The organism is Agromyces badenianii, assembly GCF_003070885.1.
In the GTDB taxonomy this organism is placed as follows: domain Bacteria; phylum Actinomycetota; class Actinomycetes; order Actinomycetales; family Microbacteriaceae; genus Agromyces; species Agromyces badenianii.
In genome coordinates this window covers 1,806,427-1,820,670 of record NZ_CP028913.1, presented here as the reverse complement: position 1 = coordinate 1,820,670, position 14,244 = coordinate 1,806,427, and the positions used below count along the sequence as shown (strand labels likewise).

At 69.5% G+C, this 14,244-nt stretch carries 16 protein-coding genes; 6 read left to right on the top strand and 10 right to left on the bottom strand.

Annotated elements, in window-relative coordinates; all coding sequences use genetic code 11:
• Window positions 1-29: 29 nt before the first annotated feature.
• Window positions 30-1,250 (bottom strand): cation:proton antiporter, encoded by a 1,221-nt coding sequence (locus tag DCE93_RS08655; protein ID WP_108595535.1) that lies wholly within the window; start codon window positions 1,248-1,250, stop codon window positions 30-32.
• Between the two features lie 128 nt (window positions 1,251-1,378).
• Between DCE93_RS08655 and nadE the strand changes: the two genes are divergently transcribed.
• The gene (gene nadE / locus DCE93_RS08650; protein ID WP_108595534.1) at window positions 1,379-2,200 is read left to right on the top strand and encodes an ammonia-dependent NAD(+) synthetase; all 822 of its coding nucleotides are present in this window, start codon (window positions 1,379-1,381) and stop codon (window positions 2,198-2,200) included.
• 100 nt (window positions 2,201-2,300) lie between these two features.
• Here nadE and DCE93_RS08645 read toward each other — a convergent pair whose 3' ends face one another.
• The 3 genes from DCE93_RS08645 to DCE93_RS08635 form a co-directional block, all read right to left on the bottom strand.
• Window positions 2,301-2,960, bottom strand: coding sequence for a hypothetical protein (locus tag DCE93_RS08645; protein ID WP_108595533.1), 660 nt, complete (start codon window positions 2,958-2,960; stop codon window positions 2,301-2,303).
• 74 nt (window positions 2,961-3,034) lie between these two features.
• On the bottom strand, window positions 3,035-3,298 hold the full coding sequence (locus DCE93_RS08640; protein WP_108595532.1) for a hypothetical protein: 264 nt from the start codon (window positions 3,296-3,298) through the stop codon (window positions 3,035-3,037).
• Between the two features lie 172 nt (window positions 3,299-3,470).
• Complete coding sequence (locus DCE93_RS08635) at window positions 3,471-4,478, bottom strand: aldo/keto reductase (protein WP_108595531.1); 1,008 nt, start codon at window positions 4,476-4,478, stop codon at window positions 3,471-3,473.
• Between the two features lie 257 nt (window positions 4,479-4,735).
• Here DCE93_RS08635 and DCE93_RS08630 point away from each other — a divergent pair, with 257 nt between their 5' ends.
• From DCE93_RS08630 to DCE93_RS08615, 4 genes are all read left to right on the top strand, one after another.
• The gene (locus DCE93_RS08630; protein WP_108595530.1) at window positions 4,736-5,323 is read left to right on the top strand and encodes a single-stranded DNA-binding protein; all 588 of its coding nucleotides are present in this window, start codon (window positions 4,736-4,738) and stop codon (window positions 5,321-5,323) included.
• A 98-nt stretch (window positions 5,324-5,421) separates the two neighbouring features.
• Window positions 5,422-5,913: a DUF6993 domain-containing protein gene (locus DCE93_RS08625; protein WP_108595529.1), complete on the top strand. Its 492-nt coding sequence runs from the start codon at window positions 5,422-5,424 to the stop codon at window positions 5,911-5,913.
• Between the two features lie 5 nt (window positions 5,914-5,918).
• On the top strand, window positions 5,919-7,601 hold the full coding sequence (ettA, locus tag DCE93_RS08620; RefSeq protein WP_108595528.1) for an energy-dependent translational throttle protein EttA: 1,683 nt from the start codon (window positions 5,919-5,921) through the stop codon (window positions 7,599-7,601).
• Between the two features lies 1 nt (window position 7,602).
• The gene (locus tag DCE93_RS08615) at window positions 7,603-8,079 is read left to right on the top strand and encodes an acyl-CoA thioesterase (RefSeq protein WP_108595527.1); all 477 of its coding nucleotides are present in this window, start codon (window positions 7,603-7,605) and stop codon (window positions 8,077-8,079) included.
• An 80-nt stretch (window positions 8,080-8,159) separates the two neighbouring features.
• Here the strand turns inward: DCE93_RS08615 and DCE93_RS08610 are convergent, their stop codons facing one another.
• From DCE93_RS08610 to DCE93_RS08600, 3 genes are all read right to left on the bottom strand, one after another.
• On the bottom strand, window positions 8,160-8,678 hold the full coding sequence (locus DCE93_RS08610) for a hypothetical protein (RefSeq protein ID WP_108595526.1): 519 nt from the start codon (window positions 8,676-8,678) through the stop codon (window positions 8,160-8,162).
• Window positions 8,679-8,680: 2 nt separating this feature from the next.
• Entirely contained in the window at window positions 8,681-9,172 is a 492-nt protein-coding gene (locus tag DCE93_RS08605; RefSeq protein WP_108595525.1) for a QcrA and Rieske domain-containing protein, read from the bottom strand.
• Between the two features lie 97 nt (window positions 9,173-9,269).
• A complete protein-coding gene (locus DCE93_RS08600; protein WP_205647413.1) occupies window positions 9,270-10,160 on the bottom strand; it encodes an acyl-CoA thioesterase in 891 nt (296 codons plus the stop codon).
• A 93-nt stretch (window positions 10,161-10,253) separates the two neighbouring features.
• On the opposite strand from DCE93_RS08600, the gene DCE93_RS08595 reads away from it, so the two are divergent.
• Window positions 10,254-10,934: a DUF8185 domain-containing protein gene (locus DCE93_RS08595; protein WP_108595524.1), complete on the top strand. Its 681-nt coding sequence runs from the start codon at window positions 10,254-10,256 to the stop codon at window positions 10,932-10,934.
• Between the two features lie 12 nt (window positions 10,935-10,946).
• Here the strand turns inward: DCE93_RS08595 and DCE93_RS08590 are convergent, their stop codons facing one another.
• The 3 genes from DCE93_RS08590 to DCE93_RS08580 are packed head-to-tail and all read right to left on the bottom strand — an operon-like array spanning window position 10,947 to window position 14,243.
• Complete coding sequence (locus DCE93_RS08590; protein WP_108595523.1) at window positions 10,947-12,632, bottom strand: FAD-binding dehydrogenase; 1,686 nt, start codon at window positions 12,630-12,632, stop codon at window positions 10,947-10,949.
• A gap of 40 nt (window positions 12,633-12,672) precedes the next feature.
• Entirely contained in the window at window positions 12,673-13,137 is a 465-nt protein-coding gene (locus DCE93_RS08585; RefSeq protein ID WP_108595522.1) for a globin, read from the bottom strand.
• The gene (locus DCE93_RS08580) at window positions 13,134-14,243 is read right to left on the bottom strand and encodes a mechanosensitive ion channel family protein (protein ID WP_108595521.1); all 1,110 of its coding nucleotides are present in this window, start codon (window positions 14,241-14,243) and stop codon (window positions 13,134-13,136) included. Before DCE93_RS08580 ends, DCE93_RS08585 begins: the two co-directional genes overlap by 4 nt.
• Window position 14,244 lies beyond the last annotated feature (1 nt).

Here is a 14,244-nt window from a genome sequence, read left to right as displayed (position 1 = left end):
GCGGTGCAAGCATACCGGGGCGACCCGGATCATCCCTCGATGGGCACGAAGGGGTCGTCGCTCGGCGGTACCGCCTCGGCATCCGCTCGGTTCTTTCGGAGCGTCAGTGCGATGAGCGGGAAGAGCAGCACCGAGAGCATTCCGGCACCTACGAGCGCGGCGGCGGTGCCGCTCGGCAGGTCGCCGTTGTCGACGCCGATGGCGGTCACGGCGACGATGATCGGCAACCCGGTCGCGCCGAACAGGGCGGTGGCGGCGAGGTCGCGCCGGCTCGAGCCCTCCGGTGCGGCGAGGAGCGACGGGAGCCCTCGCACCAGGAGCAGCAGCACGAGGAAGATCGGCAGGAGCACCGTGGTACGGGCATCCGTGAAGAGCGACTCGAGGTCGAAGGTCACTCCGGTGTTGATGAAGAACACCGGCACGAGAAAGCCGTAACCGACGGCTTCGAGCTTCGTCTCGACGACCTCGATGTCTCGTTCGGGAGCCCCCGACAGGAGCAGTCGGTAGAGCACCCCGGCGGTGAACGCGCCGAGCAGCATGTCGAGATCGAGCACGATGCTCAGCGCCACGAGGGCGAGCAGCACGAAGATCACGAGACGCACGGCGAACTGCCCACTGGTGTGGAGTGTCGCGGCGATCACGCGATGCATCCGCTTGCCCACGCCCTTCGCGGCCAGCCAGATGGCGATGCCGGCGACGACGGCGAAGGCAAGGAGCACCCCTGCCGCGAGGAGCGGCGTGCGACCGCTCAGGAAGATCGAGATCGCGAGCAACGGCCCGAACTCGCCGACAGCACCGAGCGCGATCACCGCGATGCCGAACGGCGTGCCGAGGTCGCCCGAATCGCGGAGCACCGGCATGATCGTGCCGAGCGCCGTCGACGTCAGCGCGATGCCGATGAAGGCCGCGGCAGGGAGGTCGGCTGCGACCACCGTCGCGATGCCGACGCCGGCGGCGAGGGAGATGATCCAACCGATGGCCGCTCGGCTCAGCGGGCGGCCGCGGATGGAGCGGAAGTCGATCTCGTTGCCGGCCAGGAAGAAGAGCATCGCCAGGCCGAAGTCGGCGAGGAGGCTCATGAACGCGTCGGGTGCCACCCAGCCGAGCACCGCGGGTCCGAGTGCAAGGCCGAGCACGATCTCGAAGACGACGAGGGGGATGGCCACCCACTTGCCGATCAGGCGCACCAGCAGCGGCGCTGCGACGGCGATCGCCGGCACGAGCACCATGGTTCCGATCGAGACATCCATGCGAGACCCCCCTCCGGCGACATGGTGCACTTGTCGCGATGCTAGCGGAGGCGTGCACCGATGTCTGATCGAACTCATCGGGCTTGCGGTTTCGCATCCCGGAAACATCTCGGCGGTATCGTCGTGGGATGCGAGAGCTGCAATCGCGAATCATCGCGGAACTCAACGTCTTCCCGGCCATTGACCCCGCCGAGCAGGTTCGTGCCCGGATCGACTTTCTCAAGTCGTACCTCCGCGCGACCGGTGCTCGCGGCTTCGTGCTCGGCATCAGCGGGGGACAGGACTCCACCCTGGCCGGGCGCCTCTGCCGTCTCGCGGTCGAGGAGATCCTGGCAGAGGGCGGCTCGGCGCGATTCGTCGCGGTTCGGTTGCCCTACGGGGTGCAGCACGATGAAGACGATGCTCGACTCGCGCTCGAGTTCATCGAACCGCAGGAGACGGTCGTCTTCAACATCAAGGGCGGTGTCGACGGACTCACCGCCGACTACGCGGCAGCGACGCGCGAGCAGCTCAGCGATTTCGGCAAGGGCAACGTGAAGGCACGTCTGCGCATGGTGGCCCAGTACGCGCTCGCAGGCGAGGGCGCACTGCTCGTCGTCGGCACCGACCATGCGGCTGAAGCCGTCACTGGATTCTTCACGAAGTACGGCGACGGCGGCGCCGACATCCTGCCGCTCACCGGACTCACGAAACGCCAGGGCCGCTCGCTGCTCGAGACCCTGGGAGCACCCGAGCGGCTGTACCTCAAGGTGCCGACGGCGGATCTGCTCGACGGGAACCCCGGTCAATCGGATGAGGCGAACCTCGGGCTGAGCTACCGCGACCTCGATGCCTACCTCGAGGGGGAGCAGATCGACGACACGGTCGCGGAGCGCATCGAGGCCCGCTACCTGCAGACTCGGCACAAACGCACCGTGCCCGTCTCCATGTTCGACGAGTGGTGGCCTTGATCGCACGCCCGCCGCTCGGTCGCTGAGGCCGGCCCGGCGCTGACGCGAAGCTGAGGACTGCGCACGAGCTCGGCCGTGCGCAGCGGCTCAGCGCAGCCGCTCAGCTCCGCGGTTCGCTCTGCAGCGTCGGCGTGGGCACCGTGTTGGCCGCGGCCGTGCCATCGACGAGGTCGTCGCCGAGCCTCACGCTGCCCTGGAAGCGCTGCTGGTGCTGTTCGGCCACCCAGGCGTCTTGTTGCTCCACCGCGACCTGCTCGGGCTCCTGCCGCTGCGAGCGCCACCGAGTGAGGTCGTTCTGGAACTGCCGGCGGGTGCGCGACGGGCGGCGCTGCCACTCGAGGAGTCGGTCGCGGAACTCCACGACGGCGGGGTCGAGCTGGTACCCGAACGTCGCCGAGGCTCGCTTGAGCTCGTGAAGCTGGTGGGCGGCCCAGTTGGCCGCGACATCCGACCCGCGGATCGGGAGCAGTCGCACGATGATGTCGGCCTGGCCGACCGTGCGATCGGCGAGCACCTGCTCCTGAGGGGTCAGCGAGTTCCACACCGAAGCCTCGGTGGCTGCGTCGACGAGCGCGGCGATCGCAGCGGCCTTGGCCTCACGATCGCGCTGTGCGACGAGGCGCTTGATCGCGAGATTGGCGATCCACACGGCGAGGAGTCCAGCCGCGAGCACCGCGAAGAACAGCACGACGGCTGAGAAGACGGCGGGTCGCGCCGTGCTCGATCCGAGCCATGAGATGAGATCGTTCCACCACTGCATGGCCGCAGGTTACCGCGCACCGGTCAGGTGTTGATCGAGCTTCGACGGCGCGCCCGATATCGCCCTCAGCGCGGTCATCGAAAGACCTCGGCGGCGTCGCGAGACGACCAGAACTCGCCGAGGTCGATCGAACGGATGCCGCCGGGTGCGAGCCGCTTCGCCCCGAAGCGGGCCTCTTCGCCTGCGCCGCGGCGCTCGATGTGACCGAGCACCGGCCCTTTCGGACGGGTCACGCGCCACAGGCCGGGAGCGGCGGGCGAGATCGACAGGCCGGGAATGTCGATGGGGTACGGCTCCCGTGTGCGGGTGTGCGGGTCGATCGTGGCGATGGCGGACATGTCGCTCCTCTCATGATGCAGCCGGCCCTGCGGTGGTGATCCCGAGAGTACGGCGAGCCGCCGACATCCGATGCGCATCGGATCGAAGGCTGCGCCCGCCGCCCAAGACGACGCCGCGCCGCCGTTCGGAGCGAACGGCGGCGCGGCGGTCGGTGCGCGGAGGGTCGGCGTCTCAGCCGAGCACGGTGCCGTGTGCCGCGAACGGCTCGATGCGTGCGATCTCGTCGTCGGTGAGCGGTGCGGCGTCGAGCGCCGCGACGTTCTGCTCGAGCTGTGCGACGCTCGAGGCGCCGATGAGGGCGCTCGCGACGAGAGGCTGCCGGAGCACCCAGGAGAGTGCGAGCTGTGCGAGCGTCTGGCCGCGCTCCTTCGCGATCGCGTCGAGCGCACGAGCGCGTTCGAGGTAGTCGGAGCTGATGCGGTCGGCCGAGAGGAAACGGCTGGTCGCCGCGCGCGAATCGGCCGGCACGTCACCCGTCAGGTATCGATCGGTGAGCAGGCCCTGGGCGAGCGGGGAGAAGACGATGCTCGCCGCGCCGACTTCCTCGAGGGCCGGGAACAGGCCGTCTTCGATGTGCCGGTCGAACATCGAGTACCGCGGCTGGTGGATGAGCAGCGGCACACCCTCCGCCCGGAGCGCTGCCGCCGCTGCCCGCGTCTGCTCGGGGTCGTAGTTCGAGATGCCGACGTAGAGAGCCTTGCCCTGGCGCACGGCGGAGGCGAGGGCGCCCATCGTCTCCTCGATGGGCGTCTCGGGGTCGGGTCTGTGGGAGTAGAAGATGTCGACGTAGTCGAGGCCGAGGCGTCGGAGGCTCTGGTCGAGCGAGGCGAGCAGGTACTTGCGAGAGCCGAAGTCGCCGTACGGACCGGGCCACATGTCGTAGCCGGCCTTCGACGAGATGATCAGTTCGTCGCGATACGAGGTGAGATCGTCGGCGAGAATCCGGCCGAAGTTTTCCTCGGCGCTTCCGGGAGGCGGCCCGTAGTTGTTCGCGAGGTCGAAGTGCGTGACGCCGAGGTCGAACGCGCGTCGCACGATGGCGCGCTGCGTGTCGTAGTTGCGCTCGTGCCCGAAGTTGTGCCAGAGCCCGAGCGAGAGGGCGGGAATCTTCAGGCCGCTGCGGCCGACGCGGTTGTAGCGCATGTGGTCATATCGATCCGGGAGGGCGACGTAGCTCATGTGGAAACTCTATGGCGGCCGGCGATGCACCCAGCGTGGACCTCGGCGACGCCGTCATACGGCGACTCCTCCGCGACTCGTCCTCCCCAAGAGGCGGCCCCGCCCGGGTTCTCACGTGTCGCACCATCGGGCTCCGGATGCCTCGGGGCGGCGGCGATGCTGGTGCGACGCGGCTCCGGGATGACGATCCGGCACGAGCGCACCTCGGAGCCGCGTGCCGTCGACTCGCGGCGGCATCCGACTGAGGAGTGCAGCACATGACCGACATCATCACCGTGACCGGCGTCGTGGGAACCGATCCCAGGCACACCGTCTCGAACGGTGGCCTCGCCATCACCTCGTTCCGCCTGGCCTCGACGAGACGCGTCTTCGATCGGGCGAAGGGCACCTGGGAAGACGGCGACACCAATTGGTACACCATCTCCGCGTTCCGCCAACTGGCGTCCAACGCGAGCCTCTCGATCCGCAAGGGCGAGCGGCTCATCGTGCACGGGCGACTTCGGCTGCGGGCCTGGGAGACGTCGGTGAAGTCCGGCACCGCGGTCGAGATCGAGGCGGACTCCATCGGGCACGACCTCGCATGGTGCGTGACGTCGTACGCGAAGGTGCGTTCGGCACGTCCGGCCGATCACGCGGCCGACGGCTCGTCGGCCGCTGACGCAGCCGACGGGTTCGACTCGGCGGCGGGCGACGCCGGCCCGAGCGTCTCCGGCTGGCCGGAGGTCTCGCCGCGCGGACCGATCGAGCTCGACGTCGATCACGACACGATCGACGAGACCGAGACCGAGACCGAGACCGAGACCGAGACCGACGCAGCGTTCGACGCGACGCCCGTCGGCGTCTGAGCGAGCCTCGGCCGGCCGGCATCCGGCCGCCCGGGCGCCCGTCGAACGCGAACGCATAGACTCGGCTCGGGCGGTCGGCTCCGCCGGTGAGGGGAACGATGACACGGCGGTTCCGTACTTCTGCGGCCCTGGCGATCGTCGGGGTCGCGATCATCGTCGGCACGGCCGGGTGCTCGGCCGGAGATCCCGATCCGACGTCGTCGCCCGCGACCGTTCGTCCGACACCCACGGCCTCGAGTGCGCCGACGCCGACCGCACCCGAGTTCCTCCCCGAACTCTCGGCCGCCGAGAACCTCGCGTTCTTCGACTGGGTGAACGGCGGCGTGATCGCTGCGAACGGCGCCGCGGCAGGCCGGGACTTCATCGACGCGCTTGCTGCCGCAGGGTTCGACAAGACGCAGATGCAGGTGACCGCCGACACCACCACGATCGGGGACGCGGCCGACTCGATGCAGTTCTCGGTGCTGTTCCAGGGCGAGTGCCTCGTCGGTCAGTACGGCCCGAAATCAGGCGGATACCACGGCGCGGTTCGGCCGCCCCTCGGCACGGGAGCCTGTCTCGTCGGCCAGACGCGCCCCATAGACTGGTAGACGACATGGCAGATTACATTTACTCGATGGTTCGCGCCCGCAAGGCGGTCGGCGACAAGGTCATCCTCGACGACGTGACGATGGCGTTCCTGCCCGGAGCGAAGATCGGCGTGGTGGGCCCGAACGGCGCCGGTAAGTCCACGATCCTGAAGATCATGGCCGGCCTCGACCAGCCGTCGAACGGCGAGGCGCGACTGAGCCCTGGCTACTCGGTGGGCATCCTCATGCAGGAGCCCGTGCTCGACGAGTCCAAGACGGTGCTCGAGAACGTGCAAGAGGGGGTCGGGCCGATCAAGGAGAAGCTCGACCGCTTCAACGAGATCTCGCTCGCGATGGCCGAGCCCGACGCCGATTTCGACGCACTGCTGGCCGAGATGGGCACCCTCCAAGAGGCCATCGACGCCGCCGACGCGTGGGACCTCGACTCGCAGCTCGAGCAGGCCATGGACGCCCTGCGCTGCCCGCCGGGCGACGAGAATGTCGCGGTGCTCTCCGGCGGTGAGAAGCGCCGCGTCGCGCTCTGCAAGCTGTTGCTGCAGAAGCCCGACCTGCTGCTCCTCGACGAGCCCACCAACCACCTCGACGCCGAGAGCGTGCTCTGGCTCGAGCAGCACCTGGCGAAGTACCCCGGTGCCGTGCTCGCCGTCACGCACGACCGGTACTTCCTCGACCACGTCGCCGAATGGATCTGCGAGGTCGACCGTGGACGCCTCTACCCGTACGAGGGCAACTACTCGACCTACCTCGAAAAGAAGCAGGAGCGACTCACCGTCCAGGGCAAGAAAGACGCGAAGCTCGCCAAGCGCCTCTCCGAAGAGCTCGACTGGGTGCGCTCGAACGCGAAGGGCCGGCAGGCGAAGTCCAAGGCCCGCCTCGCCCGCTACGAAGAGATGGCTGCCGAGGCCGAGCGCACGCGCAAGCTCGACTTCGAAGAGATCCAGATCCCGCCGGGTCCGCGTCTCGGCCAGATCGTGCTCGAAGTGAAGAACCTGAAGAAGGGCTTCGGCGACCGCACGCTCATCGACGGCTTGAGCTTCTCCCTCCCGCGCAACGGCATCGTCGGCATCATCGGTCCCAACGGCGTCGGCAAGACGACGCTGTTCAAGACGATCGTCGGTCTCGAGCCGGTCGACGGCGGCGAGGTCAAGGTCGGCGAGACCGTCGAGATCTCCTATGTCGATCAGTCTCGCGGCGGCATCGACCCCAAGAAGACCCTGTGGGAGGTCGTCTCCGACGGGCTCGACTACATCCAGGTCGGCAAGACCGAGGTCCCGTCGCGTGCCTACGTCTCGACGTTCGGCTTCAAGGGCCCCGACCAGCAGAAGCCTGCGGGCGTGCTCTCCGGTGGTGAGCGCAACCGCTTGAACCTGGCACTCACCCTCAAGCAGGGCGGCAACCTCCTGCTCCTCGACGAGCCGACCAACGACCTCGACGTCGAGACCCTGTCGAGCCTCGAGAACGCGCTGCTCGAGTTCCCCGGCTGCGCCGTGGTGATCACCCACGACCGGTGGTTCCTCGACCGCATCGCCACGCACATCCTCGCCTACGAGGGCACCGACGAGAACCCGGCGTACTGGCACTGGTTCGAGGGCAACTTCGAGTCCTACGAAGAGAACAAGATCGAGCGGCTGGGTCCCGACGCGGCGAAGCCGCACCGGTCGGCCTACCGCAAGCTGACCAGGCACTGACGTGCGCCTCCACGTGCCGACACCGTTGCGGTGGAGCGACCTCGACGCGTACGGGCACGTCAACAACGCCCGCATGCTGAGCCTCCTCGAAGAGGCTCGCATCCAGGCGTTCTGGGTCAGCGACGACACCTCCGAGCATGCGGCCGGTGCATCCACTGCGGTGCTCGATGCCACGCCCGGTGCGGACACGATCACGCTGATCGCGCGTCAGGAGGTCGAGTACCTCGCTCCGATCCCGTATCAGCGACAGCCGGTCGACATCGAGCTCTGGATCGGCCACATGGGCGGGGCGAGCCTCGATGTCTGTTACGAGGTCTACTCGCCTGCCGGCGTCGAGCCCCGGGTGCTCTACACCCGGGCTGTCACGACGATCGTGCTCGTCGACGCGGCGACCGAGCGTCCGCGGCGCATCGGCGATGCCGAGCGCGCGGCGTGGGAGCCGTACGTCGGCGACCCGATCGAGTTCCGGCGGCGCTGACCCGGCAAGACGCTCGTCGGGCCGCCGCAGGTCGTCGGGCCGGCGTCCGGGCCGGCGCCCCGGGCGGCGCCGTGCACGGGTCAATCGCCGAGCGGCTCGTCGCTGAACGATCCCTCCCAGACCGCCCGGCTGCCCGCCTCGCCGATCTGCACGAGGGTCCACGTCGAGCCCGCCGCGATGACGAGTGCGGCGGCGGTCAGCACGACGCCGGCCGCGACGCGGATGCCCCGGCTCAGCCCGCCGCCCGAAGCTGCGGTGCGGTGGCGTGAGGCGCGCTCGACGATCGCCCACACCGCGATGACCACGGCCAGCACGAGCACTGCGATGAGCCACGGCACGATGTCCTCGCCCTGTGCGGTGTGCTCCTGGACGAGGGGGGCCGGCGGCACGCGCTGCTCGAGCCACTTGCCGGCCTCGATCGTGACGAGCCCGAGCGGCAGCAGCAGTGCGGCACCGATGAGCACCGGCAACCAGAGCACGCGGCGCGCTCCCGGCCATGCCGCGACGACGATGAGCGCCAGAGCGAGCAGCGGCGTGAGCACGATCACCGCATGCACGAGCAGCACGTGCAACGGCAGGCCGGCGAACGCGTAGTCCATCGTCAGGATGCGGCCACGATGCGGTCTCCCGAGACGGCGACCCCGATGGGGGTCAGCGGCTCGAGGGCGGGACCCTGGATGACGTCACCGGTCGCGGCATCGAACATCGATCCGTGGCACGGGCAGTGGAACTCATCGCCGGCGGCCGCGACGACGCACTGCTGGTGCGTGCAGACCGCACTGAAGGCGACGATCCGGCCCGCGGTGGGCTGCGAGATGAGCGCGGGTTCGCCGTTGATCGTCGCGTCGATGCTGCCACCGACGGGCACGTCGGCCACCGCCGCGATGTCGTCACCGAGCGCCGGCGCATCGGGGGCGGCGGTCGGCGCGGTCGGCGTCTCTTCGACGAGACTCGGCGGCGGCGATGGCGTCGCCGAGCCACTGCCGCCCGGGGCATCCGCAGTGCAGCCGACGAGTGCGAGTGCGCCGCCGACGGCTCCAGCGGAGCCGAGCGTCAGGATGGTGCGTCGGGTGAGATCGGTCGGATCGGTCATCGCGAGAACCCCTTCGTCCGCGTCGCCCGCGTCGCGCGTGCGCCCGCTGCCCCCATTGTGTGCCCGCGGGCCGTGCTCGCGCGGGATTCCACAGGATCTATTCAGACGACCGCACGTGGTCGGGTGCCGGCACCCGCACCATGCCCTCCTGTGCGACGCTGGCCACGAGCACGCCCTCGCGCGTGTAGATGCGCCCGAGCGAGAGGCCGCGCCCCCCGCTCGCCGACGGCGACTCCTGCGTGTAGAGCAGCCACTCGTCGACTCGGGCGTCTCGATGCCACCACATCGCGTGGTCGAGGCTCGCGACTTTGAGGCCGGGCGTCGCCCAGGCGACCCCGTGCGCCCGGAGGATCGGTTCGAGGATCGAGTAGTCGCTCGCGTAGGCCAGCGCGGCGCGGTGCTGCTTGGGGTCGTCGGGAAGCCGGCCGAACGCCTTCATCCACACGGCCTGTCGCGGCACCCGCTCGCCCTCGACGGTGAGGTAGACGGGCGAGGGGATGTGGCGCATGTCGAAGGCGCGCTCGTTCGACCAGTAGCGGGCGATGTCGTGATCGACCGCGCCGAGCACGTCGGCGGTCGAGGGGAGGCTCTCGGGGTCGGGCAGGTCGGTCGGCATGTCGACCTGGTGCTCGACGCCCTCGTCTTCGGTCTGGAACGAGGCGATGAGCGAAAGGATCGGCTCGCCGTTCTGGAAGGCGTGCGTGCGCCGGGTCGAGAACGAGCGGCCGTCGTGCAGCCGGTCGACGGAGAAGGTGATGGGGTGGGCGACATCGCCGGGGCGGAGGAAATAGCCGTGCATCGAGTGGATCGTGCGATCGTCGGGCACAGTCTGCATCGCCGCGGTGAGCGACTGGGCGAGCACCTGACCGCCGAAGACACGCCCGAGCGGCATCCACTGCGACGGCCCGGTGAAGATGTCTTCGGTGGTGCGGGCACCGGTGTCGGTGAGGTGCAGGGTGCTCAACAGGCCGTCGATGGGACCGTTCATCGTTCCTCCGTGTCGGTGGTCGGTGACCGCCCGACGGCCGCAGAGCGTAAGACCGCCGGGGCGGCGGCGCTCAGTTGGTAGTTTAGACAGGAGATGGCTCAACAACTCACGCTCGCCGACAGCCTGTCGCTCGGAGACCTGCACACCTACCTGCAGCGCGCAGGTCGCGTCGAAGACGGTTCGGTGCGCCTCATCGCAGGGTCCGGCATCCTCGCCGTGTACACCGCGATCCTCTATCCCCGCGGCATCCTCGACGAGAGTCCCACCGTGCTCGGGCTGCGCACCTTCGCGCTCGCCGATGACGAGGAGTTCGACTCGGTCGTGCCGATGCGATCCCTGGTCGAACGCATCGTGCGAGCCCGCGGCGAACTCGGCGAAGACGACGAGTCGCGCCCCGTGTCGATGTCGCGACCGCCCGAGGTGAACACGGTGACCTGGGCCGGCATCTCGCCGCCGCGAGGCGGCTGGCGGCCGCTCGGCACGACGGATGCCGCGACGCTCGAGCGCGCCGCCCGTGCGGGCATCGATGAGGTCGCCGAGGCGATTCCCGCCGGCACCGGGGAGCAGCTCGTGCAGCGCGTCCGCTCCGAGGTGTGGGGGCGCGGGGTCGACGGCGTCGAGTACGTGCCGACCGGTGCGGCGTTCGCGGCGTTCAGCCTCGGGTTCCTCGGCGACGATGAGGTGAAGCTCTTCGAGACGGGCCCGTGGACCCGCCTCTCGTCGCGCCGCGGGCACGTGCTCGTGCGCCGCAAGCCCTGGACCCTGAAGGCGTAGGGCGGTCGGCCGCTAGCCCCGGGCGATCGCGCGCCCGGCCGCCCGGCCGGTGAAGAGGCATCCGCCGAGGAAGGTTCCCTCGAGCGCGCGGTAGCCGTGCACGCCGCCGCCGCCGAACCCGGATGCCTCGCCGACGGCGTAGAGCCCGGGAACCGGCACGCCGTCGGTGCCGAGCGCACGCGAGTCGAGGTCGGTCTGGATGCCGCCGAGGCTCTTGCGGGTGAGGATGTGGAGCTTCACCGCGATGAGCGGGCCGGCTTTCGGGTCGAGCATCTTGTGCGGCGTGGCGACCCGGATGAGCTTGTCGCCGCGGTACTTCCGCGCGCCGCGCACCGCAGTCAGCTGCAGGTCCTTCGTGAACTCGTTGTCGACCTCCCGGTCGTGCGCGACGACCTCCTGCTCGATGTTGTCGAGGTCGAGCTCGGCGCCGGGCGACAGGTCGCGCATGCCGGCGAGCAGTTCGGGGAGCGTATCGGCGACCACGAAGTCGACGCCGTGCTGCTTGAACGCCTCGACCGGACCGGGTGCACCCGATCCGAGGCGTTCCGCGAGCAGCTTCACGTCTTTGCCGGTCAGGTCGGGGTTCTGCTCGCTGCCCGAGAGGGCGAACTCCTTCTCGATGATCTTTTGGGTGAGCACGAACCACGAGTGGTCGTGACCCGTCGAGATGAGGTGCTCGAGCGTGCCGAGGGTGTCGAAGCCGGGGAAGAGCGGCACCGGAAGTCGCGTGCCGGTCGCATCGAACCAGAGCGACGACGGGCCGGGCAGGATGCGGATGCCGTGCGCCGGCCAGATCGGGTCCCAGTTGGTGATGCCCTCGGTGTAGTGCCACATGCGGTCGCCGTTGACGAGTCGCGCTCCGGATGCCTCGGCGATGCCGAGCATGCGCCCGTCGACGTGTGCTGGCACACCCGAGAGCATGTGCGCCGGCGGCCGGCCGAGACGCTCTGGCCAGGCGGCGCGCACGAGATCGTGGTTGCCTCCGATGCCGCCCGAGGCGACGACGACCGCCGGGGCCCGCAGCTCGAAGTCGCCGATCTCGTCTCGGTTGGAGGACTCGCCGCGGGCGGCGTCGTCGGGGGCGAGCACCGCGCCGCGGATGCCGACCACTGCACCGGCCTCGACGACGAGCTCGTCGACGCGGTGTCGGTGGCGGAGTTCGACGAGTCCGGCGGCCTCGCCGGCCCTCACCTTGGCGATGAACGGGGCGAGCACGCCGGGCCCGGTGCCCCAGGTGATGTGGAAGCGGGGCACCGAGTTGCCGTGCCCGACGGCGTTGCCGGCGCCGCGTTCGGCCCAGCCGACGACGGGGAAGAACCGCACCCCCTTCTCGTGCAGCCATGCCCGCTTCTCGCCCGCGGCGAACTCGAGGTAGGCCTCGGCCCAGCGTCGTCCCCACTCGTCTTCCTCGCGGTCGAATCCGGCCGTGCCGCTCCAGTCCTGGCGAGCGAGCTCGAGCGAGTCCTTCACGCCCATGCGGCGCTGCTCGGGGGAGTCGACGAGGAAGAGCCCGCCGAACGACCAGTGCGCCTGGCCGCCGAAGCTCGCCGCTGGTTCTTGATCGACGATCACGATGCGCTTGCCGGCGTCGACCAGCTCGGCCGCGGCGACGAGGCCGGAGAGGCCGGCTCCCACGATGATCGCGTCGGCGGGTTTCGGGGTGCGATCGTTCGCGGTGGGTTCGGTGGAGGCGGCCACTGGGACTCCTTCGTCTCGGGTGGTGGTCGGGTGCGAGGCGCTACTCGTCGAAGGTGTTGACCATCGCGAAGGCGGCTCGCTGGAGATAATCCCACAGGGTCTCTTCGGCGAGCGGTGGCAGCTCCAGCGAGTCGACGGCGACCCGCATGTGGCCGAGCCAGCGATCGCGGGCGTCGGGGTTCACCTTGAACGGCTGGTGGCGCATGCGCAGGCGCGGGTGGCCGCGCTGCTCGCTGTAGGCGCCGGGGCCGCCCCAGTACTGCTCGAGGAACATCGTGAGCCGCTCGGCGGCCGGTGCGAGGTCCTCCTCGGGGTACATCGGCTTCAGCACCGGGTCGTTCGCGACGCCGCGGTAGAACTCCGCGACGAGCTTCTCGAAGGTCGGGCGACCGCCGACCGTCTCGTAGAAGGAGGGCCCGAGCGCCGCGCCGTGCTCGGTACCGCGCAGCGGCACGTTCGCAGGCTGAGGGGGGCCGGATGCCTCGGCCGGCAGGTGCTCGCTCATGCTGTTCCTCCGGCCGGCGGGGCCGGCGGCTTGGGGGCGCGGGGGGCCCTGGGCTTCTTCACCGCTGCCCGTGCGGCGGCGGCGCCGGTGTCGCCGGCGACGACGGCGCTCGGCGAGGTCTTCGGCGGTTTCGCGCCCTTGACCCGGGTCGCGCCCTCGAAGCCGGCGAGCACCACGCTGTTGAGGCTCGGGAGCTTGACGTCCATCTCGTCGAGGGTGTGCTTCAGACGCATGCGCAGCTCGCGGGCGACATCGTCTTTCGCCGAGGACCGAACCTTCATGACCACGCGGATCACGAGGGCCTCGGCGGTGATCGACTCCAGTCCCCAGACCTCGGGCTTCTCGAGCACGCGCGAGCGCCACTTGACCGACTGGGCCATCTCGGTGGCCGAGCGCAGCAGAGCGGTTTCGACCGCGTCGACATCGACCTCGTAGGGCACGGCGAGGTCGACGATCACGCGAGCCCATCCCTGCGACATGTTGCCGACCCGCAGGATCTCTCCGTTCCGCACGAACCAGAGGGTGCCGTTGACGTCGCGGATCTTCGTGACCCGGATGCGCACCTCCTCGACGATGCCGGTCGCCGGCCCGAGGTCGACGACGTCGCCGACGCCGAGTTGGTCTTCGACGACCATGAACATGCCGTTGAGGCCGTCTTTCACGATGTTCTGGGCGCCGAAGCCGAGGCCCGCGCCGATCGCGGCGGAGAGCAGTGCGAAGGAGCCGAGGATGCTCGAGTCGACGACGTTCACGATCATGAGGATGACGACGATGAAGAGCGTGACGTTGACGATGTTGGTGAGCACCGTGCCGAGGGTGCGGGTTCGCTGCACGAGGCGCACCGCCGCGAGCGGAGACGCCTGCAGTGCCTGGGTGTCGGTGACGTCCTGCTTCTTCTTGACGCCCGTGACGATCTGCTTGACGACGCGCTCGATGACGAAGTGCAGCACCCATCGGATCAGGAACGCGATGGCGATGATGATGAGGACCGAGACGATCTTGCCGAGCACGACGCCCCAGTTGTCGGCCCAGAACTGCGCGACGTTCGCCCAGAAGTCGGCGGTCACCGGGTTGTCTTCAGGGGGAGGGTCTTCGAAACCGAACATG